This window comes from Phreatobacter sp. GW821-FHT04C01 (assembly GCF_059420385.1).
In genome coordinates, this window is sequence record NZ_JBWKTP010000008.1 from 263486 (window position 1) to 286303 (window position 22818).

19 protein-coding genes are annotated in these 22818 nt (G+C 66.3%); 14 read left to right on the forward strand and 5 right to left on the reverse strand.

Features of this window, described 5'->3' with window-relative positions; genetic code table 11:
• Positions 1–148 precede the first annotated feature (148 nt).
• The 11 genes from AC07WJ_RS26995 to AC07WJ_RS27045 all read left to right on the forward strand — a co-directional run bounded on the left by AC07WJ_RS26995 (position 149) and on the right by AC07WJ_RS27045 (position 13359).
• Positions 149–598: a GFA family protein gene (locus tag AC07WJ_RS26995; RefSeq protein WP_494937779.1), complete on the forward strand. Its 450-nt coding sequence runs from the start codon at positions 149–151 to the stop codon at positions 596–598.
• A 15-nt stretch (positions 599–613) separates the two neighbouring features.
• Positions 614–1240: a glutathione S-transferase family protein gene (locus tag AC07WJ_RS27000; RefSeq protein ID WP_494937780.1), complete on the forward strand. Its 627-nt coding sequence runs from the start codon at positions 614–616 to the stop codon at positions 1238–1240.
• Positions 1241–1414: 174 nt separating this feature from the next.
• Positions 1415–2494, forward strand: coding sequence for an NAD/NADP octopine/nopaline dehydrogenase family protein (locus AC07WJ_RS27005; protein ID WP_494937781.1), 1080 nt, complete (start codon positions 1415–1417; stop codon positions 2492–2494).
• Between the two features lie 229 nt (positions 2495–2723).
• On the forward strand, positions 2724–3371 hold the full coding sequence (locus AC07WJ_RS27010) for a DedA family protein (RefSeq protein WP_494937782.1): 648 nt from the start codon (positions 2724–2726) through the stop codon (positions 3369–3371).
• A gap of 77 nt (positions 3372–3448) precedes the next feature.
• On the forward strand, positions 3449–4543 hold the full coding sequence (gene dinB, locus AC07WJ_RS27015; protein WP_494937783.1) for a DNA polymerase IV: 1095 nt from the start codon (positions 3449–3451) through the stop codon (positions 4541–4543).
• Positions 4544–4770: 227 nt separating this feature from the next.
• On the forward strand, positions 4771–6141 hold the full coding sequence (gene gad / locus AC07WJ_RS27020; RefSeq protein WP_494937784.1) for a glutamate decarboxylase: 1371 nt from the start codon (positions 4771–4773) through the stop codon (positions 6139–6141).
• An 88-nt stretch (positions 6142–6229) separates the two neighbouring features.
• A complete protein-coding gene (locus tag AC07WJ_RS27025) occupies positions 6230–7930 on the forward strand; it encodes an aspartate:alanine exchanger family transporter (RefSeq protein WP_494937785.1) in 1701 nt (566 codons plus the stop codon).
• Between the two features lie 36 nt (positions 7931–7966).
• A complete protein-coding gene (locus tag AC07WJ_RS27030) occupies positions 7967–9652 on the forward strand; it encodes an aspartate-alanine antiporter-like transporter (protein WP_494937786.1) in 1686 nt (561 codons plus the stop codon).
• Positions 9653–10128: 476 nt separating this feature from the next.
• On the forward strand, positions 10129–11133 hold the full coding sequence (gene glsA, locus AC07WJ_RS27035) for a glutaminase A (RefSeq protein ID WP_494937896.1): 1005 nt from the start codon (positions 10129–10131) through the stop codon (positions 11131–11133).
• A gap of 56 nt (positions 11134–11189) precedes the next feature.
• Complete coding sequence (locus tag AC07WJ_RS27040) at positions 11190–12851, forward strand: MFS transporter (RefSeq protein ID WP_494937787.1); 1662 nt, start codon at positions 11190–11192, stop codon at positions 12849–12851.
• Between the two features lie 247 nt (positions 12852–13098).
• On the forward strand, positions 13099–13359 hold the full coding sequence (locus tag AC07WJ_RS27045) for a hypothetical protein (RefSeq protein WP_494937788.1): 261 nt from the start codon (positions 13099–13101) through the stop codon (positions 13357–13359).
• Between the two features lie 274 nt (positions 13360–13633).
• Here the strand turns inward: AC07WJ_RS27045 and AC07WJ_RS27050 are convergent, their stop codons facing one another.
• Both AC07WJ_RS27050 and AC07WJ_RS27055 read right to left on the reverse strand, forming a co-directional pair.
• On the reverse strand, positions 13634–14164 hold the full coding sequence (locus AC07WJ_RS27050) for a hypothetical protein (RefSeq protein WP_494937789.1): 531 nt from the start codon (positions 14162–14164) through the stop codon (positions 13634–13636).
• Between the two features lie 89 nt (positions 14165–14253).
• A complete protein-coding gene (locus AC07WJ_RS27055; protein WP_494937790.1) occupies positions 14254–14835 on the reverse strand; it encodes an HdeD family acid-resistance protein in 582 nt (193 codons plus the stop codon).
• Positions 14836–15260: 425 nt separating this feature from the next.
• Between AC07WJ_RS27055 and AC07WJ_RS27060 the strand changes: the two genes are divergently transcribed.
• Positions 15261–16268: an AI-2E family transporter gene (locus AC07WJ_RS27060; protein WP_494937897.1), complete on the forward strand. Its 1008-nt coding sequence runs from the start codon at positions 15261–15263 to the stop codon at positions 16266–16268.
• Between the two features lie 111 nt (positions 16269–16379).
• Here the strand turns inward: AC07WJ_RS27060 and AC07WJ_RS27065 are convergent, their stop codons facing one another.
• The 3 genes from AC07WJ_RS27065 to AC07WJ_RS27075 form a co-directional block, all read right to left on the reverse strand.
• On the reverse strand, positions 16380–18407 hold the full coding sequence (locus AC07WJ_RS27065) for a primary-amine oxidase (RefSeq protein ID WP_494937791.1): 2028 nt from the start codon (positions 18405–18407) through the stop codon (positions 16380–16382).
• A gap of 92 nt (positions 18408–18499) precedes the next feature.
• The gene (locus AC07WJ_RS27070; protein ID WP_494937792.1) at positions 18500–19186 is read right to left on the reverse strand and encodes a helix-turn-helix transcriptional regulator; all 687 of its coding nucleotides are present in this window, start codon (positions 19184–19186) and stop codon (positions 18500–18502) included.
• A 349-nt stretch (positions 19187–19535) separates the two neighbouring features.
• Positions 19536–20450: a LysR substrate-binding domain-containing protein gene (locus AC07WJ_RS27075; protein WP_494937793.1), complete on the reverse strand. Its 915-nt coding sequence runs from the start codon at positions 20448–20450 to the stop codon at positions 19536–19538.
• A 123-nt stretch (positions 20451–20573) separates the two neighbouring features.
• On the opposite strand from AC07WJ_RS27075, the gene AC07WJ_RS27080 reads away from it, so the two are divergent.
• Together AC07WJ_RS27080 and AC07WJ_RS27085 are read left to right on the forward strand one after the other, a co-directional pair.
• Entirely contained in the window at positions 20574–21692 is a 1119-nt protein-coding gene (locus AC07WJ_RS27080) for a mandelate racemase/muconate lactonizing enzyme family protein (RefSeq protein ID WP_494937794.1), read from the forward strand.
• Positions 21689–22774 (forward strand): mandelate racemase/muconate lactonizing enzyme family protein, encoded by a 1086-nt coding sequence (locus tag AC07WJ_RS27085; protein ID WP_494937795.1) that lies wholly within the window; start codon positions 21689–21691, stop codon positions 22772–22774. Before AC07WJ_RS27080 ends, AC07WJ_RS27085 begins: the two co-directional genes overlap by 4 nt.
• Positions 22775–22818 lie beyond the last annotated feature (44 nt).

Genomic DNA, 22818 nt, shown 5'->3' on the forward strand with positions numbered 1-22818 from the left:
CGACCCCATCCTCGGCGGATCGGCGCTGCCGGATGATCGCCGGCACTTGGATTGACAGGCTCGAATTGCGCGAGATAAACTTAACTCATAGGTTAAGTTTTCTCCGTGGAGAGCCGCTGGCTCCCCGCTACCGCAGAAGGGCAATTGCATGAAGAAGCTTCGCCACGGCAGCTGTCACTGCGGCGCGGTGCGTTTCGAATGTTCGGTCGATCTCGCTCCGGCAGGCCAGCGCTCGGAACCGGATTTGCCCGGTGTCTGGTGGATCTCCACCTTTCGCTGCGACTGCACCTTCTGCCTGAAGACCCGCTACTGGAAGGCCTTCGTACGCGCGGCCGACTTCCGGCTGGTCGCCGGCGCCGACGTGTTGTCGGACTACCTGTTCGGCGGGCGGGAGATCCACCACCACTTCTGCAGCCGCTGCGGCGTCCATCCTTTCGCCGGTTCCTCGATGGAACTGCTGGGCGGCGCGTTCTATGCCATCAATATCGGCTGCCTCGACGATGTGAGCTTCAAGGACCTGGCGGAAGCGCCGATCACCTATGAGAATGGCCGCGAGGACAAGTGGAACGTTCCGCCGGCCGAGACCCGCTACCTCTAGCCAAGGAAACCCGCCATGAAACTCTACTATTTCGACACGTTGAACCCGCGAAAGGCTTGCGTGGCGGCGCGCTATCTCAAATCGCCGGCCAGCTTCGTCCATGTCGATCTGAGCAAGGGCGAGAACCGCAAGCCGGAGTTTCTGGCGATCAACCCCAACGGCAAAGTGCCGGCCCTGACCGATGGCGACCGGAGCCTGTGGGAGGCCGACGCCATCATGTGTTATCTCGCCGAGAAGGCCGGCTCCGACATCTGGCCCCGTGACGACAGGCAGATCGACGTGGTGCGCTGGCTGAGCTGGAACGCCCAGCATTTCACCCGTCATGCCGGGGCGCTCTATTTCGAGCATGTCATCAAGGCGCGCTTCGGCCTGGGCGAGCCGAGCCGTCCGGCAATCGACGAGGCGACCGGCCATCTGCGCCGGTTCGCCGCCGTGCTGAACGATCACCTTTCGGGCCGCGACTGGCTGGTCGGCAGCAGCCTGACGGTGGCGGATTTCGCCACGGCGATCACGTTGCCTTATGCCGACAAGGCACAGATCCCACTTGGCGATTTTCCCGCCATCAGCCGCTGGCACGACCGGCTGAACCAGCTGGACGCCTGGCGCGAACCGTTCCCGGCCCGCGCCGAGGCGGCGGCTTAAATCGCGCGCACCGGGCCCCGCCGAGACCGCCCGGTCAATCCCGCAGCATGATCACGCTCTCGTCGCGCGCGTCACGCCGGACCTCGCCGCCCGGGGAGCTGGGGAATTTGCGCTCCAGCGCTCGACGCGCCGGCGCCGGCACGGCTAGAACACCAGAGGCGTGAGGAGACAATGATGCGGGTGAGCATTCTGGGCGCGGGCGCGATCGCCTATGGCGCGGCGGCTTCTCTGGCACAGGCCGGACACGACCCCATGCTATGGTCGCCGTCGGGCAAGAGCACCGCCCAACTCGCGGCCGGAGCGCCGCTGGTCGCCGTCAACGCGATCGAGGGCACTTTCCCGGTGCGGGTCGCGCGCGATTGCGCCGATGCCGTGACCCATGCCGACGTGGTGATGATCGCCCTGCCCGGCTACGGCCACAAGCTGGCGCTCGACCAGGCGGCGCCGCACCTGCGCGACGGCCAGACGGTCATTGTCAGCTCGCATGCCTCCTTCGGCGCGCTCTATCTGTCGAAGCTGCTGGCGGCGCGCGGCGTCAGCGTACCGATCGTCGTCTGGGGCACGACGCTGACGACCGGCCGGCTGCGCAGCCCGACGGAAGTCGCCGTCGCCACGGTGCGCCAGAAGCTCGATGTCGCAACCTTGCCAGAAACCGCCAGCGACGCGGGACATGCGCTCTGCACCGCGTTGTTCGGCGACCGCTTCGTCAGGCGCGACGGGCTTCTCGCCATCGCCCTGAGCAACCTCAATCCGCAGAACCACCTGGGCATCGCGCTGTGCAACCTCACCCGCATGGAGCGCGGCGAGCAATGGGGCCAGGGCGAAAACATCACACCGGCGGTCGGCCGGCTGATCGAGGCCCTCGACGACGAGCGCCTGGCCATCGCCGCCACCTTCGGCCTCCCGGTCCGGACGGTGAAGGAGCATTTCTCGCTGTCGTTCCACGTGCCGATGGGCACGGTGTCGGAAATGAACCAGGAAATGCACCGGCAGGGCCGTGGCGGCCTCGGACCGGCGACGCTCGACACGCGCTACGTGCTGGAGGACGTGCCCTTCGGGCTGGTGCCGACCGCCCTGCTCGGCCGCCTGAGCGGCCGGCCGGCAATCCTGCACGAGGCCGGCATCGCCATGTTTTCGGCGGCCTATGGACGCGACCTGAACGCGGACAACGACCTGCTGCCGGAGCTCGGGCTGGAGGCAATGCCGCTCGAGGCCATGACGCAGCTGCTGCGCACCGGCTTCCTGGCGTCGTGAACGCCTGAGACCGACGCCTGCGAGGCGGGCGACGGCCGTGCATCGGCGCCGGCGCGTCTTCCGGCCGCGGCCCTGCCGATGGGCGTGCCGCGGACTTGTTGAAACCGACGATGCAAGCGATGCTCCGGGTGGGGCGCCGACGCGGATCGGCGCCGCCGGCCCGGCCGGGTCGGCCTCGTGAGAGGCGGAGTGGGCCGGCCGCTTCATCACCGACACCTTGCAGGCTCTCATGCTGGATATCCTATCGCTCGGGTCGATACAGGATCTGTTCCAGGCCTACGGCCTCTGGGTGCTCTTCGCGGTGGTGATGCTTGAAAGCATGGGCGTGCCGATGCCGGGAGAAACCGCCCTGGTAACGGCCGCGCTCTATGCCGGCACGACGCATCACATTGGCATTCTCCCGGTGATCATGGTGGCCGCGGCTGCCGCCATCGTCGGCGACAATTTCGGCTATTTCATCGGCCGCTCGATCGGACTTCGATTGCTCGTGCGCTACGGCCGATATGTTCGCCTCGACGAGGCCAGGCTCAAGGTCGGGCAGTACCTGTTTTTGCGCCATGGCGGCAAGATCGTCTTTTTCGGGCGGTTCGTCGCCTTTCTGCGCGCTTTCGCGGCTGTCCTCGCTGGGGCAAACCGCATGCCCTGGCCGCACTTTCTGCTGATGAACGCGCTCGGCGGCATATGCTGGGCCGCGCTGTTCGGCGGCGCCGCCTACCTGTTCGGTGAAAAGGTCAAACTGGTCGCGGGTCCGGTCGGCCTGCTGATCCTGGCCTGCGCCATCGGCCTGGTCGTGGCCGGCATCGTTTTCCTGCGCCGTCATGAAAAGGAACTCGAGGAGCGGGCCAACGCTGCCCTCGCCGCCGAGCCGCGGTCCTGACCGCACGTCGCCGCCGCGGACGGCCTGCCGGAGCGCAGCGACGCGACCCGAACGCGGCGTCCTGGTAGAATGGCGCCATGGAGTCGCCTGAACCCAGCACGGAAAAACAGCGCAAGGTCATCCATATCGACATGGATGCCTTTTATGCCTCCGTGGAGCAGCGCGACAATCCGGAACTCAGGGGCAAGCCGGTGGCGGTCGGCGGCGCACGCGAGCGCGGCGTGGTGGCCGCCGCCAGCTACGAGGCCCGCAAATTCGGCATCCACTCGGCCATGCCCTCGGTCACCGCCCGGCGCAAATGCGCCGAACTGATCTTCGTCAAGCCGCGCTTCGAGGTCTATCGCGAGATATCCCAGCAGATCCGCGCGATCTTCGCCGATTACACGCCGCTGATCGAGCCCCTGTCGCTCGACGAGGCCTATCTCGACGTCACCGACAATCTCCAGGGCCTGCCGACGGCAACCGCGGTGGCCGAGGACATCCGCGCCCGGATCCGGGCTGAAACCCGGCTGACCGCGTCGGCCGGCGTGTCCTACAACAAGTTCCTCGCCAAGCTCGCCTCCGACCAGCGCAAGCCCGACGGCATTTTCGTCATCACACCGAAAATGGGCCCGGCCTTCGTCGAGACGCTGCCGGTCGGCAAGTTCCACGGCATCGGCCCGGCAACCTCGGCCAAGATGAATGGCCTGGGCATTCACACGGGCTTCGACCTGAAGGCTCAGACGCTGGCCTTCCTGCAGCAGCATTTCGGCAAGTCCGGCCCCTATTACTATTCGATCTCGCGCGGCATCGACGAGCGCCCGGTGCGCCCCGACCGGGTGCGCAAATCGGTCGGCGGCGAAAACACCTTCTTCGAGAACCTGCACGACAAGCCGGCCATGCACGAGGCGCTCGCGACCATCATCGACAAGGTCTGGCGCCATTGCGACAAGGCCAATGTCCGCGGCCGGACCGTCACCTTGAAGCTGCGCTACCAGGATTTCGAGCAGCTCACCCGCAGCCGGTCGCTGTCCCATCCGGTCGGCAGCCAGGACGAGCTGGAACGCGTCAGTTTCGAGCTGCTCGACGCACTTTTTCCCATGAGCAAGGGCGTCCGCCTGCTCGGCGTCACATTGTCCTCGCTGGACGAAGATGGCCCCGAGGCCGACGTCCAGATGCAGCTCGAACTGTAGCGGGCGGGGCATCGACGTCGCTGCGACGAAGCGACGCTCGCGCCCGCCGCAACCGTCAATTGCGGGATTACCCGAAGCCGGTCCCGGGGATCGCCTGATACCGATCGGCCGCCTCCAGCTCTAGTCCAAATGGAACAGCACACCGGACACATCGCGCCCGCCCCGTCGCGGACGGTCGCCGTGGCCGTCGCCAGCCGATCCAGACCCCTCACGGCAGGAGCACTTCCATGAAACATGTGTCATCGGTCGTTCAGCTCTACGATCAGTTCAACCGGGAAGTGCCCGAGGGTCAATTTCCGCCAAACGGCATGTCCGCCTTCGCAGCAAAAGCCATCGTCAACAGCGAAGCCTGGATGGACGCCCGTCCCGAGATGAACCTGTCGTCCTTCGTGACGACCTTCACCGAACCGGAAGCCCTGGAGATCGGCCGCGAGCATTTTCTGAAGAACTATATCGACCATGACATGTATCCGCAGCTCTTCGCCATGGAAGGACGCATGGTCAAATGGCTGCACCAACTGTGGAACGGTCCCGAGGGCGTCGAGCCCTATGGCACCGCGACAGTCGGCTCGTCGGAGGCCTGCATGCTGGCAGGCCTGGCGCATAAGTGGAACTGGCGACAGGCGCGCCAGGCCGCCGGCAAGGATGCCAGCAAGCCGAACATGGTCACCGGCGGCAATGTCCAGATCGTCTGGAAGAAATTCTTGCGCTATTTCGACGTCGAGCCGCGCATCGCCCCGCTGAAGCCGGGCAATTACCGCCTCACCACAGAGCACTTGGACCGCTTGGTCGACGAGAACACCATCGCCATCGTGGCGATCGCCGGCCAGACCTTCACCGGCGAGGATGACGACATCCAGGAGATCCACGACTGGCTCGACGCCTACGAAAAGAAGACCGGCCGCAGCATCCCCATGCATATCGATGCGGCATCTGGCGGCTTCGTCAATCCGTTCCTCTATCCCGACTATGTCTGGGACTTCAGGCTGCCGCGCGTACAGTCGATCAATGCCTCCGGCCACAAATTCGGCCTGGTCCCCCCTGGGCTCGGCTGGGTCATCTTCCGTGAGCGCAAGATCTTCAACGAAGACCTGGTCTTCTACGTGAATTATCTCGGCGGCGAGATGCCGACAGCGACGCTGAATTTCAGCCGCAACGCCGCGCAGATCGCCTATCAATATTACGCTTTCCTGCGGCTCGGCTTCGAAGGCTATCGCGAGATCATGAAGCAGACCGTGGAGAATTCCGAGATCCTGCGGCAGCGTCTGGTCGACAGCGGCTATTTCGAGATCATGAACAAGACCCAGCGCATCCCGGTGGTCGCCGTCACGCTGAAGGGCAAACACAGGTTCAACGAATTCGACGTCTCGGCCAAGGTGCGCGAGCGCGGCTGGGTCTTGTCGGCCTATTCCATGCCACCCGACGCTGAAACGGTCGTCAGCCTGCGCGTGGTCGTCCGCCCGCACCTCAATCGCAATGTCATCCACTGGCTCGCGGACGACATCGTCAAAGCCTGCCAATGGCTGGAAGAGCACGGCGGCACGGCCTCTGCCCCCACCCTGCATCCGTCGCACAGCTCCGCCACCAGCAAATGCTGAGACAGGACAGAGGTGTCACGGACGCGGCGGCCTGACAGGCGGCCGATGCCCGTGGCGCGCGACGCGCTCTGGCACGGAGAGGCCCGGCATGACCTGGCTGATGCAGTTTCTCGGGGACAGTCCCTATATCCTGCTGTTTTTGGTGGTCGGCCTCGCCGTCTGGATGGGCGGCTGGACGATCAAGGGTTACGGCCTTGGAACCGTCGCGGCAGCGATCATAGCCGGCTGCGGCATCGCCATTCTCGGCTCGGTCTATGGCGTCCGCTTCCATCTCAACGACTTCACCAAGAGCCTGTTCTACTACCTCTTCATGTATGGCGTCGGCTTGCGCGTCGGCCCCTCCTTCGTCAACGGCCTGAAGGGCGACGGGCTGAAATTCGCTGGCCTCGCGGTGCTCTGCTCCTGCCTCGGCCTTGCCATCACGGTCATCGGCGTGCGCCTGCTCGGCCTGCCCGTCGGTTCGGCCGGCGGCATCCTGGCCGGCGCCATGACCATGTCGGCGGCCATCGGGTCGGCCGAGCAGGCGGTGACCTCGGGCGCCATCGCGCTTCCTGCCGGCACCACAGCCGAACAGGTCTCCGGCATGATCGCGCTGTCCTATGGCATCACCTATATCTGGGGCACCGTCGGCATCATTCTGATCTGCAAATACCTGCCGCGCTGGTGGGGTGTCGATGCCAAGGCCGCGGCCAAGCGTTATGAAGCCGATCACGGCGTGCCCAATGTCGACGACGCGGGTCTCAGCGGCTACCAGCCGTTCGGCTGGCGCTCCTATCGGGTCGAAAACGACGCGACGATCGGCAAGACCATCTCCGAGTTCCGCAAGGCCTATCCGCAATACCAGATCGACAATGTGGCGCGCGGCGACGACCTGATCGGCGGCGACCCGTCGCTGGTGCTGCAAAGGGGCGACGTCGTGGCGCTCGGCGGCGGTCTTGGGCCGCTCACCGACAATATGGGCATTATCGGGCCGGAAGTGGCGCATGCCCATGTGCTCAACATCCCGCTGGACCAGGCCGAGATCGTCGTCACCAGCAAGCAGGCGATCGGCCGCAAGCTCAGCGAATACCGTCAGACCCCGATCGCCGGCCAGGTCCAGCTGACCCGTATCGAGCGCGGCGGCGTGCCGATCCCGATCGGCCTGGACACCGAGTTGCAGCGGTTCGACGTGCTGTTCCTCAGCGGCCTGAAGTCGGCCGTCGACAAGGCCGGCGAGATGCTCGGCCGGGTTGCCCGTCACAGCACCTCGACCGATCTCCTGACGCTCTCCTTCGGCATGATCCTGGGCTTCCTCATCGGCTTGATCGAGGTCCCCGCTTTCGGCGCCGCCGTCGGGCTCGGCAATGCCGGTGGCCTGCTGGTCTCCGGCATCATCGTGTCGTCGATCGTTTCGCGCCTGCGCTTCTTCGGCAATACGCCGAATGCCGCACGCAATATCCTGGAGGACATGGGCCTCATCATCTTCGTCGCGATCGTCGGGGTCAATGCCGGCGCCGACCTCCTGTCGCAACTGACCGGCGCCATCGCGCTGAAGATCTTCATCGTCGGCTTCCTCGCCTGCTCGGTGCCGCCTTTCGCGGTCTGGGCCATCGGCTTCCACGTCTTCCGGATGAACCCGGCGCTGCTGATGGGCGGCGTCGCCGGCGCCCGCAGTCATTCCGGACCGGCACGCGAAGCCGCCAAGGAAATCGACAGCAACGTGCCGTGGATCGCTTTTCCCGTCGGCTATGCGGTCTCCGGCGTGCTGCTCACCGTGTTCGGTTATGTCGCGATGGTGCTGGCGCACTGAGCGGCAGCGCCTCGCCTCTTGCATCAAGGAAGCGTCATGATCGAGCCATTGCGGCCGGTGATCACTTCGCCCGAGGCGATGCTGTTCCTGACCATCGTGCTCGGCGTTCTGTTCGGGCGACAGAAGCTCGGTGGCTTCGCCTTCGGCAGTGCCGCCGGCACCTTGCTGGTCGGAACGCTGCTCGGTGCCTTGTTCGGCGCGGCCGTGCCCGACCTGTCGCCAACGCTCAAATCCGTCGCCTTCCTATTCTTCGTCTTCGCGGTCGGCTTCCAGAGCGGGCCGCAATTCTTCGCCTCGCTCGGTCGGAAGACCCTGCCGCTCGCCGTCGTCACCCTGGTGGTGGCCGCGACCGGCCTCGCCAGCACCATCCTGGTGGTCCGCCTGTTCGGGCTCGACCAGGGAACCGCCATCGGGCTGGCCGCCGGTGCGCTGACCCAGACGGCGATGCTGGGCACGGCTTATGGCGCGCTGGACGGGCTCGGTCTCTCGGCGGCGGCGCTTGCCAGGATCCAGGGCCAGGCAGCGGTGGTCTTCGCGCTCAGTTATGTCTTCGGCACCATTGGTGTCATCCTGTTCTGCACGCAGATCGGCCCGCGCCTGATCGGTGTCGACCTCAAGGCCGCGGCACGGGAGCTTGATGCCGGCAACGCCGAGACCGCTGGCGCCCAAGGACAATTGCTCGACTTCCGGACGTTGGTCGCGCGGGTCTTTCGCGTCGGCACCGCCGCCGGCAAGACGGTGAAAGACCTGGATGAAGAGCTCGGGCCGCTCGCCGCCATCGTCCGCATCCGCCGCAACGGCGCGGATCTCGGGCCGTCACCGGAGTTCGTGCTCAAGCGCGGCGATATCGTCGCCATCGAGGGCTATCGACCGGCCATGGTGGCCGCTGCGAACAGGATCGGCAGCGAGGTCGCGGCCGACGAACTGGTCGCCGATCTCCTGGGTCCCGGTACCGACGTCGCGATAGCGCAGCGGTTCTCCGGCATGACCCTCCATGACGCCGTCGCCGAACTCGGAGCCGCCGGCCACGGCCTGTTCCTGCGCCGGATCCGGCGCCAGGCCCGCGACATTCCGGCAACCGCCGCGACCGTGCTGATGCCCGGCGACGTGCTGACGCTGGCCGGACCGGCGGAACGGCTCGCCGAAGCGCTGCCGCTGGTCGGCACGCCGGTCAATCCGGGCAATCGGGCCGATATCGCCTTTCTCGCCGCCGGTCTCCTCGCGGGCGTGCTGATCGGGCTCGTCAGCCTCACCGTCAAGGGCATCCCGATCACGCTCTCCGCCGGCGGCGGTGCGCTCGTCGCCGGCCTGGTGTTCGGCTGGTGGCATGCGCGCCGGCCGGCCGATGCCCATGTGCCACCGGCAGCGACCCAGATCATGTGGGATTTCGGCCTCGCCTCGTTCTGCGCCCTGGTTGGCCTGACGGCCGGGCCTCAGGCCGCCGCAGCGCTGGGTGCCGCCGGCCCGACCATCCTGCTCGCCGGCATCATCATCACGCTGCTGCCTCAGTTCGCCGGCCTCTATGTAGGCTATTATCTCCTGCGGATTCACCCGGTCCTGCTGGTCGGCGCGCTCGCTGGTGCCCAGACCCAGGACGCTGCCATGCTGGCGGCCAGCGATCTCGCCGAAAGCCCGGCACCGGCCCTCGGTTTCACGGTGCCCTATGCGATCGCCAATATCGTTCTGACGGTTCTGGGACCGGCGATCGTCGCCTTCACCTGAGCAGCGTGGACAGGTCGGTAACCCCGAAGGTCAATACCCGGGCTTGCCTTGGTGGCGCCTCGGGGAATTCCCCGAAATTGATCCGGGCATCATACCGCTCCTTTTCGGATAGGGCCGGAGAGATATCGGCCCACGCAGGCGCTCTATTGGTCCCCCAATCTCGAGAGAAGACCAGATGGTTCGCGCTATCTCCGCATTGTTCAGGTCATTTTCAGCCCAATCCGTCGGCGGCAGCGGTCTCCGGTGGCTCGCGCAAGCCGGGCATGAACTGGCGCGGGCTGTTTTTCTCGCCCCTCGCTTGGGCAAGGCGCCCGTTGCCATCGCGGCGAAAGCAAACCGACCGACGCGGCCGAACACTGCCCCGCAGGCGAGCCCGCGGACACGCTGCTGATCGGCGAACCTTGCTGAAACCCGCCGACCGCTCCCTGTTGGCGCACCGATATCGACGAATTCAAGAAAAGCTCGATGAGGTCAGGATGAATACGCGGACAGACAGCCCCCACACCTCAGACGACTACTATGTATCGACGGGTAGCCTGCCGCCGCCCGAGCTGGCGCGGAAATGGGTGGACGAAGCCTTCGCGCGCTACAAGTCCGATTCCCAAGGCCAGAACTCGCAGGTCTATCCCGCGCTCGCGGAGGTGGAGGCCAACCTGTTCGGCATCTGTGTCGTTGGAACCAATGGCGCGGTCTACGCCGTCGGCGATACCGACTACCCATTCTCGATCATGAGCGTGTCCAAGCCATTCGTCTTCGCGCTCGTCTGCCAGGCTTTCGGTCCCGAGATTGCGCGCCGGAAACTCGGCGCCAACAGCACCGGCCTGCCGTTCAACTCGCTCGCCGCCATCGAGCGCAGCCCGGATGGGCTGACCAATCCGATGGTCAATGCCGGCGCGATCGCAACCACCAGCTTCGTGCCCGGCGCGACGGCGGACGACAAATGGCGGTTCATTCACGACGGCCTGTCCCGGTTCGCCGGCCGCAAGCTGCCGCTCAACGACGAGGTCTATGCCTCGGCATCCGAGACCAATTACCGGAACCAGAGCATCGCACGGCTGCTGCAGAGCTTCGACCGGATCTATTTCGACCCGGCTCAGGCGACCGATCTCTATACCCGGCAATGCTCGCTGAACGTCAGCGCCCGGGACCTGGCCGTCATGGGCGCTACCCTGGCCGATGGCGGCGTCAACCCTATCACCAGGGAGCGGGTCGTCGACGCCGCCGTCTGCCACTACGCGCTCGCCGTCATGACGACGGCCGGGCTGTACGAGACCTCGGGCGACTGGCTTTACGACATCGGCTTGCCGGGCAAGAGCGGCATCGGCGGCGGCATCGTCACGGTTTCCCCGGGCAAGGGCGGGCTGGGCACTTTCGCGCCGCCGCTGGATGCCGCGGGCAACAGCGTCAAAGGCCAGCTCGTCGCCAAATTCCTGTCCCAGCGCTTGGGGATGGATCTGTTCGTCTCCCAACCCGCGGATTGAACCGGATCGCCGGGCCGGGAAAGCCCGGGATCCGGCCGTTCTGGAGAAGCAAGATCATGACAACAGCATCGGTTTCCACCATTCGGCCGGATGCGGAGGTCCAGGAGTCCTGGCTGCCGATGATCGTCATCGCGCTCGGCCAGGTGCTCATGTCCTTCAATGTCGCCTCCCTGCCGGTCGCTATCGGAGGCATGGTCTCGAGCTTCAACGTCGCGCCGACGACGGTAGCCACCGCCATCGTGATGTATTCGCTGTCGGTCGCCGGCCTCGTCATGCTCGGCGCCAAGCTGTGCCAGCGCTTCGGCGCGCTGGCCATGTTCCGCTCGGTGGTGCTGGTCTTCGGCGTCGCCATGGTGCTGATGACGTTCAGCCCGAACGCCACCATCATGATCATCTCGCAGGGCCTGGCCGGCATGGCGGGAGCAGCCCTCGTTCCCGCGCTGGTGGCGCTGATCGCCAACAACTATCGCGGCAAGCAGCAGGCGACGGCCCTGGGCGCCCTCGGTTCGGCCCGCGCCGGCGCCGGCGTGGCGGCCTTCCTGATCGGCGGTTTCCTCGGCACCTTCATCGGCTGGCGCCCCGCCTTCGGCATCCTGATCGCGCTTTCGGCGATCGTCTTCCTTCTCAGCTTCCGGCTGCAGAAGGACGAAGGGCGTGCCGACGTCCAGATCGACCTGGTCGGCGTCGTCCTGGCGGCAGCGGCGATCATCCTGATCAGCTTCGGCTTCAACAACCTGAACCGCTGGGGCCTTGGACTGGCGCGCCCGGGCGCGCCCTTCGATCTGCTCGGCCTCTCGCCCGCCCCGATCATGATCGTCATCGGCATCGTGCTGGGCCAGGCCTTCCTGTCCTGGACGCACCGGCGGCAGGAAGCGGGCAATACACCGTTGCTGGCCCTGGAAGTGATCGACTCGCCCAAGGAGCGGTCCGCGGTCTACGCGATGTTCACCATCGTCGCCCTGGAAGCGGCGCTCAACTTCACCGTGCCGCTCTATATCCAGATCGTCCAGGGCCGCACGCCGCTCGATACGGCGATCGCCATGATGCCGTTCAACCTCTCGGTCTTCTTCGCGGCGATGCTGATCGTACGCGTCTACGACAAGATGACGCCGAAGCGGATCGGCCGCCTGGCCTTCGCGCTTTCGGCGGTGGCGCTGCTCTGGCTGGCATTTGTCGTCCGCAACGACTGGAGCACATTCCCGGTGCTGCTCGGCCTGGTGATGTTCGGCATCGCCCAGGGTTCGCTCGTCACCCTGCTGTTCAACGTGCTGGTCACGGCTTCGCCGAAAGAACTGGCCGGCGATGTCGGTTCGCTCAGAGGCACGACCAACAACCTCGCGGCGGCGGTCGGCACGGCGGTCGCCGGCGCGCTGGTCGTCGGGCTGCTGTCGGCCGGCATCATGCGCAGCGTCGATGACAACCCCGTCATCCCCCAGGCGCTGGCCGCGGAGGTCGATCTCGACAACATTACCTTCGTCAGCAACGACCGGCTGCTCGACGTGCTCAAGCGCACGACGGCGACCCAGGAACAGATCGCCGAGGCGATGCGCATCAATACCGAGGCGCGGCTGCGCGCGCTGAAGATCGGCCTCCTGGTCATGGCCGGGCTCGCCCTGCTCGCGCTGATCCCGGCGGGCCGCCTGCCCGACTACAGGCCCGGTGAACTGCCAAGCAACCCGCCCGACACGACCGACCCCGCCAGGGAAAGGCGGGTCTAGGCGGCCACGGGTTAGCGGGAACGCCATCTGGCCGCGGGGCGCGACGTTATGCGGCCGATGCGCAGATCCCATGAACGGATTTCTCCCGCAAAGGCAGCTGGCGGCCTGAGTTGGTCTTCGGCCGACAGCCCCACAACAATCCCTGAGATCGTCTCGGCGATCATCGCCGACAGATCCAGGAGGGTGACGGATCGAAACCACGCTCGATCCGCCCCGATCGGGACGCCACCTCAAGGAGAGACTCCAGATGACACGCCTCACCTTCAGATCCCTGCTGACGATCTCGGCTCTGTCGATCGGCGCCATGGCGATCTCCGCCGGCGAGGCCGATGCCCAATCGCGATCGCGCTACCGGAACGATCCGGTCGTGCAGGCCCGTTGTATCGCCGCGGTTCAGCGCGCCCTCCCCGGCAGCCACAGCAACCGGGAGACCGAACGCAACCGCACGGCCCTCTATCAGGCTTGCGTTCGCAACGGCGGAACGATCCCTGGACGCCGGCGGAACTGATCGGGCGGCGGCCCGGCGGCGGGCCACCTTCACGTCTCGGCCGAACACCTCTCAAGGGCCGCCGAAGCGCGGCCCTTCTCCGTGCGGTCGTCCGTCAGTCTTGGCTTAACCGCCTGATCCGGTCGAAACCGCAATGACCATGCTGCACAATCCTGCGACGCAACCGGCGCTACACGCGCCGGACGATCCAGCTGCCATCATCGAGCGACGGCCCGACCAAGCATGATGAGGCGTCTTCCATTTATCGTCGAGACCGCCACGACAGTGGGGGTTCTCAATAAGGCCGGTTCTGCGACCAGACCTGGCTGGCGCCTTCGGCCGCGAGGATGCCGCTCGCCTTTGTCTCGGCCGCGGCATCGTCGACCCTCACGGTCAGGATGATGTCCTCGCTCGGTTGACCGGCTGCCGGTCCGGAGCCGTCGAAACCCATGCCGGTCTTGAACACGTGGACACCGATCGCCACCTTGCCGCCGACCAGCGCCGCGGCGCCGACGATGGCCGCGGCGGTTCCGCCACTCGCCGCAACGATGCCGATCGCCGCCAGCGCCGCGACCGCTCCGCCGAGGCTGGTGCCGAGCGTGCGCAACTGCCGCTGGTCGGTCGCCGAAAAACCGGCGCCGGGAGATTCAACGACCGGTTCGCTGACGCCCCCCGGGTTGCGGCGTTCATGCACCACGGTCATATCCGCGTGGTCGAACCCGGCGGCCTTCAAGGCGGCGACCGCACGATAGAGCGCATCCCGCTCGACGAAGATGCCGTCGACCTCCCGAATGGTCTTGCCGGTGGTGGCGGGTTTTCCGGCCACGGCCGGGTCGGTTGACCTGATATCGGAGCTCAAGACACTGCCCTCCCCTTCGATTGCTGCTGTCGTCGGTTGTCCAACCGCCGCTGATGTCACAGACGCGGACGCGTGGTGTTCCGCAACGCCAGGCCGAAGGCGATGTTGGAAAGGCCTTGGAACATAAGATCGATGGAGAGCAGCAGGCCGAGCACCCAGAGGCTGTTCGTCGGCCAGCCGGCCCAGATGACGATGCCGGTGAGCAAGGTGACCACACCGCTGAGCACCAGCCAGCCGCCGCCGCCGAAAGACCGGCCGCCGAAGCCGGCCACGATGCGGGAAATGCCCGAGGCCACCAGCAGGATGGCCAACATCAATGTCATGACGGCCTTGGCCAATGTCGGATTGAGGAAGGCGATCAAGCCGGCCGCCGCATAGAGCAGGCCGCTCGCCAGCCAGAACAGGAAACGGCCCCAGGTCTTCACCGTGAAGGCATGGCCGAGCTCCATCGCCCCGCCGACCAGCATCATCGCGCTGACATAGAGGATGGAGGCCACCGTCGCCATGTAGAGATTGGCCGAGGCAAACGCGCCGATCAGCAGCAGGGCGATGCCGAGCACCACGAACCAGCCCCATTTGGTGCGGACATCGGGTGTAGCCACGGCCGAAGCGGCGGATTCTTGCGTAGCTGTACTCATGACGACGGCCCCCTGTGCGGTCGCGATCACGATCCCCCGAGCCCTTTGTCCCGGCGCGAGACCATGCTGCCAGCGATGTGCCGGCAGGACGCCGGACCAACCGATCTTTGGCCGCCGCCCGCGGCCGGAGCTATCAGGTGTTTCCTCGGGTCGGCTCTGGACAAGTGCCGATATCGATCATGCCGAAACGGCAGGCTCAAACAGCGGTCGCCTTAGCGGACATTCGTGGGGCGACATCAGGACAAACCCGGTTGAACGGCTGGTCGCCCCGCTCCAGGCTACCGCGAAGCAGGCCTGCAAGACATTGCCTCCGCGGAACAGCCATGAACCGATCCGATCTCCCGCTGGAAGACGCCGATCGCCGGCCGTCGGTGCCCGGCGCCCCCGAGGCGTTGTCCACGGGCGGCCTGACCGGCATCAAAGCCATGATCGGCGTCCTGACGGTCATCGCCACCGTCACAGCGCTCAATCTCGCCAGTTCGGTCTTCGCGCCGCTGGCTTTCGCGCTGTTCATCCTGGCGCTCGTCTGGCCGCTCCAGCGGGCGCTGCAGAAGCGCATGCCGGCCCTCCCGGCGCTGGTCGTCAGCATGGTGGCAACGATCGCGATCATCGCCACCTTCGTCTGGCTGATGACCTGGGGTGTCGGCCGGGTCGGCCGCAGCCTCATCGGCGACGCACCGCGCCTGCAACTCGTCTATACCCAGGCGGTCGAATGGCTCGAGGGCCATGGCGTCGCCGTCAGCGGGCTCTGGTCGGAGCATCTGAACGCCGGTCGGCTGGTCCGCCTCATCCAGCAGATCACCTCCTGGGTCAACGGCACCCTGTCCTTTTCGCTGATCGTCTTCATCTACGTGGTGCTCGGCCTGCTCGAGGTTGGCGTAACCACCCGGAAGCTCGGCAAGCTCGTACGCGAGGGCCGCGCGCTCGGCACGGTCCTGCTCGAAGGCGGCGCACGGACGGCCGCCAAGCTGCGGCGCTATATGCTGGTGCGCAGCCTGATGAGCATCGCCACCGGCGCGCTGGTCTTCGCGGTGACATCGCTTGCCGGTCTCGAACTTGCCGCCGAATGGGGCGTCATCGCCTTCCTGCTCAACTACATCCCGGTCATCGGCCCGTTCATCGCGACCTTCGCGCCGACACTGCATGCGGTGGCGCAGTTCGGCTCCTGGGAAACAGCGGTCGTCGTGTTCATCGCACTGAACCTTGTGCAATTCGTCGTCGGCAGCGTTTTCGAACCGCGCGTCGCCGGCAGCACGCTGGCCATCTCGCCCTTCATCATCCTGTTCGCGGTCTTCTTCTGGAGTTTTCTATGGGGCATTGCCGGCGCCTTCATCGGCGTGCCCATCGTCATCGCCATCCTGACCCTGTGCGAGCTGCACCCGGCAAGCCGCTGGTTCGCCGAACTGCTGGGCGGCGAAGCGCGAACAAACTAGGAGGGACGAAGGTCCAAATCGCGCCCTGCCATCCGCGCCCTGCCATCCGCGCCCTGCCGTCGGGACGCAGGCGGACAGACCTCCTTGCGCGGCCCGGCGTCAATACCGAGGTCAGCGCGACCCGCCACAGCAGGACGTCGCCCCGGCGCCTGGCTGGTCGCGGCTGTCGACGCTCCCATCGTTCCGCTCGCCCGGCAGGTCCATGGCCGGGTTGCCGGCGAAGAAGCCGTTCGGTTTCAGCGTGAAGCCGGCATATTCGACCGGCATGATCGGGAAATCCTCGGGCTTGCAGACATGGGTGTGGCCGAAGGAATGCCACAGGACGATGTCCTCGTTGGCGATGGCGCGGTTCTGCTGGATATAGCACGGCAGGCCGTCGCCGCCGGCATGATTGTTGGGATAGTCGCCGCTGGCATATTTCTCCGAGGGGTCGTAGCGCGTCACCCAGACATGCTTGGTGGCGAAACCGCCGCGCGCGCGGACGAAACTGCCCTCCTGCGCCAGCATCAAAGGGCTCGGCATGACCACCAGCTTGTAGCCCGTTGCATTGCCGACGCTGTTCCTGGCATTGGGATTGCTGATCTTCCAGTAGCGGCCGGTCCGGCCGTCGGCCTCGCGGGCGGCATCGCGTTCGCGGGCGAGAAGCCTGCTCGTCGTGTCGAAGACATTGCCGTGCGGGTTGTCGGTACCCCAGGGGCGCGGCACGAAGTCGTGCTCGGTGACGGAATTGCCGTCGCCATCGACCATCATGTGCAGGCGAACATTGAAGAAGTGCTGGTGGGTCGGGCCGCCGAGCCCGTCGCTCACCATGCCGCCCCAGGGATAGCTCTTGCCGGGCGCGACGGCCGCAGTCTGGATGATGCCGGTCAGCTTGGCCTCCAGCTGGATCGTGCCATCCTGGTAGAGGTACCAGTAGAAGCCGTAATCGTAATTGCCGACGGTGGCGAAGAACGAGATGACGAGCCGGCGCGAGCGCCTGACCTCGAACAGGCCGTTGCGGAATTCGTAGTGTTTCCAGATGATTCCATAGTCTTCCTCATGCATGCACACGGCATTTTTCATGACGAAGGGCTGCCCGAGGTCGTCGGCCGCGGGAATGTCGAAATAGTGGATATGGCCGAGGCAGTCGCAGCCGAGTTCCAGCGCATTGGCAAGCTTGCCAAGACCATATTCGCCGGCGTCGAAGGCGCTCTTCCAATAGTGGTTGGCGGTCGGGTCGGCATAGGGCACGACCATTTCGGTGACGCTGGCGCGATAGACGATCGGCCGCTCGCGGTCGCCGTCCCGATAGCCGATCCGGTGCAGCACCAGGCCCTCGCGCGGCGTGAAGCCGATGCGCAAGCTCCAGTTCTGCCAGTCGACCTTCCAGCCGTCGACCTTGAAGCTCGGCCCTTCCGGTTGCGCGATATGCAGCGGCTTGACGTCGGTGCGGGTCTGGCTCCAGCTGTCGCGATCGTAATTGTGCCGGGTCTTGGGCACCGGCACGACCTCGGCCTCGTCGACGAGGTCGATGACCCGCTTGGCGATCAGGTCGACCACCGCCACGACCCCTTCGATCGGATGGGCGTAGCCATTGTCCTTGAGCTCCGAGCGATAATAGCTCACGGCGCGCACGAGGCGCCGGCCACGCTCGAAGTCGCGGCCGAAATAGCCCGACGAGAACGGATCGATCTGGGCGAGCGCCATGTCGGCATCGCTCAGCCCGCGCCGACGCATCGCCGCCCGCCAGCCGGCATCCGCCTTGACGATCTGCTCGCAGAGGGAAAACTCCTCGACCATGACCGGCGGCTGGCCATAGGGCTCTTCGCCCGTCGGGATTGTCCGCTCCGAGACGACCGCGCGGCGATCGAGGTCGACAATGGCCTCCCGCGACGTGCCGGTGGCGGTGTTGACCAGCACGAGGAAAGCCTGGCGCGCCGGCCGCGGCGCGCTCTCAGGCGCAAGGTCGAAAGCCAGGACCTCCGGTTTTGCCGGTTCCTCAAGTCGAGAGATGGCGAAACGCTCGTGACGATCGAGCGTCATGCGCTCCCTGGCGATGGCGCAGGCCGCGGCGAGCTCGTCGCCGGTCAGGGGATCGAGCGGGTGCCCGGCGTGGAGCGCGTCCGAAGCGGACAAAGGTTGCAAGATCGATGCAGTCATGAGGGTTCCGGCCAGGGTCTGTCCTGTCCGCAATGATCGCCGGTTACCTTGGCACGGCAATCAACCGATCGGTGGAGGCGTTCGGGCTGCCCTCAGTCGATGGCGGAAAGCCGCGCCACCAGGCCGGAGCGCGTCTCCACGCCGGTCTTCTCGAAAATATGGATCAGGTGGGTCTTCACCGTGGCGACGCCGATGCCGAGGCACATGGCGATGTCGGAATTGGTCCGGCCGCAGCACAGGAGATGCGCCACCTCGGCTTCGCGCGGCGTGAAATGAAACAGGCTGCGCGCCGCGCGGCCGGGCACGACCTTGGCGGGCGCGAAGACCAACGGAAGGTTGAACGCGATGTAGCGCTGCAGGTCATGGGCCAGGCGATCATATTCCGGCGGCGGCCCGGCATCCGACGAGGTCCACATGATGCTGATGCCGGCGGTGATGCGGCCCTCGTCGCGGAAGATCATCTCGGCGGTGTCGACTGCATCGAAGCGCGCGATGAAATCGCGATAGTCGTCGAAATCGTCGACCGTCACCCCGTCGGCCGCCTCGTCCAGCCAGAGCACCGGCTCGGGCCGGACCGACAGGTGGCGCATGTGCAAGGGGTCCTTCGCATGCATCCCGCGCAGATAGAGACGATGAAACTCGGTCGGCACCTGCCGGCAGACGAAGTTGTAGAGGTTGCAGTCGTCATCGACCGAATAGAAGGCGAGCCGGCTGGAGCCGACCGACTGCCCAACGAGCCGCAGCGTTTCCTGGATGAACTGTTGCTGCCGGTCGGACATCGAAGGGATCAGCGCCTGGTTCAGGTTGGTGAACTATAGGCCGTGGGCGCGATGGGGCAAGGCCGGCGGAGAACGAGAGGCCGAGCGATCGGCCTCTTAGCGGGGCTGGGCGGAGGACGAAAAGCGCTGATGAACCAACCCTCTCCCAAAGGGAGAGGGTGGCCCCGTCAGGCGCCGGGTGAGGGGCGTAAGCGTTGAGAATGGACACCAACCCTCACGCTGCGTGCCGCCTTATCCGGAGATGGAACACCCCTCGCCCGGCAGCTGACGCTGCCACCCTCTCCCTTTGGGAGAGGGTTGATTCATCAGCGCTTTTGTCTCTTGGCGTCGATGCCGGACAGGAGCCCCCTCACACCGCCAGCGCGCCCTGCCGCTGCAGCCGCTGAACGGTGCGGCGGAGCGTCGCCACGAACAGCCGCGCGGGCCGTGACAGCGGCGTGCTCTTGGGCGTCAGGATCTGGGCGCTGACCGGCGTCTTCGGCCGGAATTTCAGGCAGACCACACCGTGCTCGCGCGCCTCGATCAGCCAGAACGGGTCGATCACCGCGACACCGGCGCCGGCGCGGGCCAGCGCGCAGGCGACCGAGGTCTGGTTGACCTCGATGGCGATGCGCCTGGGCAGGCCGGCATCGCGGAAGGCCTGCTCGACCAGGGTGCCGAGCGGCTGGCTGCGGCTGAACGAGATCAGCGGAAACGGCTGGATATCCCGCGGCTCCAGCGCTTCACGGCCGGCAAGTGCGTGGCCGGGATGGACGATGGCGACCAGGTCGGCGACGCAGAGGTCGGCCGCACGCGCGTCGTGATGGGTCAAGGGCGACAAGGCGAGGCCGAGATCCACCTCCTCGCGCACCACGCTGGTGATGACGCTGGGGATGTCGGTGGTGCGCACGCCGATCTGGATGCGCGGCCGGGCCCGCTGGAAACTGGCGATCGCCATGGGCAGGATATTGTTGGCGAGCGTCGCGGTGGCGGCGACCTGGATCGTGCCGACATGAGCGTCGCCCATGTCCTCGATCAGCCGGCCGATGCGGTCGACGCCGTCGAACACGCGCTCCAGATCGGTCAGCAGCACCCGCGTCTCGGCGGTCGGCTGCAGCCGCCCCTGTTTGCGCAGGAACAGCGGGAAGCCGGCGAGCCTGGCGCAGTCGCGCAGCATCATGCTGACCGCCGGCTGCGAGATGCCGAGACCGTCGGCCGCTGCCGTCACCGAGCCGGCGCGGCTGACCGCATGGACGACCTGAAGCTGGCGCAGGCTGAGCGACATCAGTTCATCTTATGGCGAATTAAGGCTAGGGCAATTGAGCTTATTTCCGGGCCTGCCTAGCGTGACCGTCATGGCAGCCGGGCCGATCAAGAGCCGGGCGCCTTCGAGGACATGCCCTGGCCCATGAAGATCACCGCGGTTGAAACCTGCGTCGTGTCGCTGCCCTTCGACATGGGCGGCCCCAAACCGGCCTTTGCCGGCAAGCCCTGGACGACGCTCGACGTGCTGGTCGTCAAGGTCGAGACCGAGGACGGCCTCACCGGCTGGGGCGAGGCCTTCGGCCACGCGGCCATTCCCGCCACCAAGGCGGCGATCGACACGATCGTCGGCCCCCTGGTGCTCGGCCGCGATGCCGGCGACCTCGCCGGCCTGTCGCGCCAGATCCCGCACAGCCTGCATCTGCTCGGCCGCAACGGCTCCTTCGTCTATGGCTGGTCCGGCATCGAGATCGCGCTGTGGGACCTGAAGGGCAAGCGCGCGGGCGAACCGCTCTATCGCCTGCTCGGGGGGCGCGACCCGGGCCCGATGGACGGCTATGCCAGCCTGCTCATGTATGGCGACGACACGCTGGTGGCCAAGAACACCGCGGCCGCCCGCGCCGCCGGCTATCGTTTCATCAAGCTGCACGAGGTGACCCGACCGGCCGTGCTCGCCGCCCGCCAGGCGGCGGACGATGCCGCCATCATGCTCGACGTCAATTGCGTCTGGTCGCCGCCGGTCGCCCGCGACATGGCCGCCTCGCTCGCCGGCGACGGCCTCTACTGGCTGGAGGAACCGGTCTGGCCGCCGGAGGATGTCGACGGGCTCGCCAGCGTGCGCGCCTATGGCATCCCGATCTCGGCGGGCGAAAATGTCGCCGGCCTCTTCGGCTTCAAATCGCTGATCGAGGCCGGCGCGATCGACATCGCGCAACCGAGTGTGACCAAGGTCGGCGGCATCGGCGAGATGCTGAAAGTCTTCGACCTCTGCGAAGCCAATGGCGTCGCGGTGGCCCCCCACAGCCCCTATTTCGGCCCTGGCTTCATCGCCACCTTGCACATCATCGCGGCACGCATGGAAAAGCCGCTGGTCGAGGTGCTCTGGCTCGACATGGAAGCCAACCCCTTCGACCCCTGGGTGCGCGCCAGGGACGGCAAGCTCAGCTTGCCGCAGGGCCCGGGGCTGGGATGTGACCCGGATATGGACGTGCTCCGGCGCTACCAGACGGGCGAGACGACACGTTGCGAATGGCGGGGCAAATGATGAAGGTCGTCAAGGTCGAGACCGAGGTCGTGGTCGTGCCCCTGCCTGCGCCGATCGGCAGCGCGCTGGGCACGCTCAAAGACTGCGGCTGCATCCTGGTCACCATTCATACCGACCAGGGCGTGACCGGCGAGAACCTGGTGTTCACGCTGAACAACCGGCGCACCGCGGTGCTGCGCCAGATGGTCGAGGAACTCGCCGACCTGATCATCGGCCAGGATGCCGGCCATATTGCCGGCTTCGCGGCACGTGCCTGGAAGGACATCAATTTCCTCGGCCACAAGGGCGTCACCGTCATGGGCATCTCGGCGCTCGACGGCGCCTTGTGGGATCTGGCCGGCAAGGCCGCCGGCCTGCCGCTCTACCGCATGCTGGGCGGCGCGCAGAACCGGGTGCCGGCTTATCACAGCGGCGGGCTGTGGCTGTCGCTCTCCATCGACGAACTGGTCGAAGAGGCCGCCCGCTTCGTCGCCGAAGGCTTTGGCGCGATCAAGATGCGGCTCGGCCATTCCGACCCCAGGGACGACATCGCCCGTGTCCGCGCCGTGCGCCAGGCGATCGGGCCGAAGATCAAGCTGATGGCCGATGCCAATCAGGGGCTGAACGAGGCGCAGGCGATCCGGCTCGGCCGGATGCTGGAAGAGTTCGACCTGACCTGGTTCGAGGAGCCGCTGCCGGCCTGGGATCTCGAAGGCCTGGCGCGCGTCTCGGCGGCCCTGGACACGCCGATCGCCTCGGGCGAAACCGAATATACGCGCTACGGCTTCCGCCGCATGCTGGAACTGCGCTCGGCCGACATCCTGATGCCGGACCTGCAGCGCGTCGGCGGCCTGAGCGAATTCATGCGGGTCGGACACATGGCCGAAAGCCATGACGTGCCGGTGTCGAGCCATCTCTTCCCGGAAACGAGCATCCAGGCGCTGGGCGCGCTCTCCAATGCCGTCTTCCTCGAATACATGCCTTGGTTTTCCAAGCTCTACAGCGAGCAGCTGAGCTTCGCCGACGGCTTCGCCGTCGTGCCGGAACGGCCCGGCTGGGGCTTCACCTTCAACCGGGACATGATCGCGCACCTGAAGGGTTGAGACGGCCCGGCCGAAACCCGCGCAGACGGGCGGCCAAACGCAAA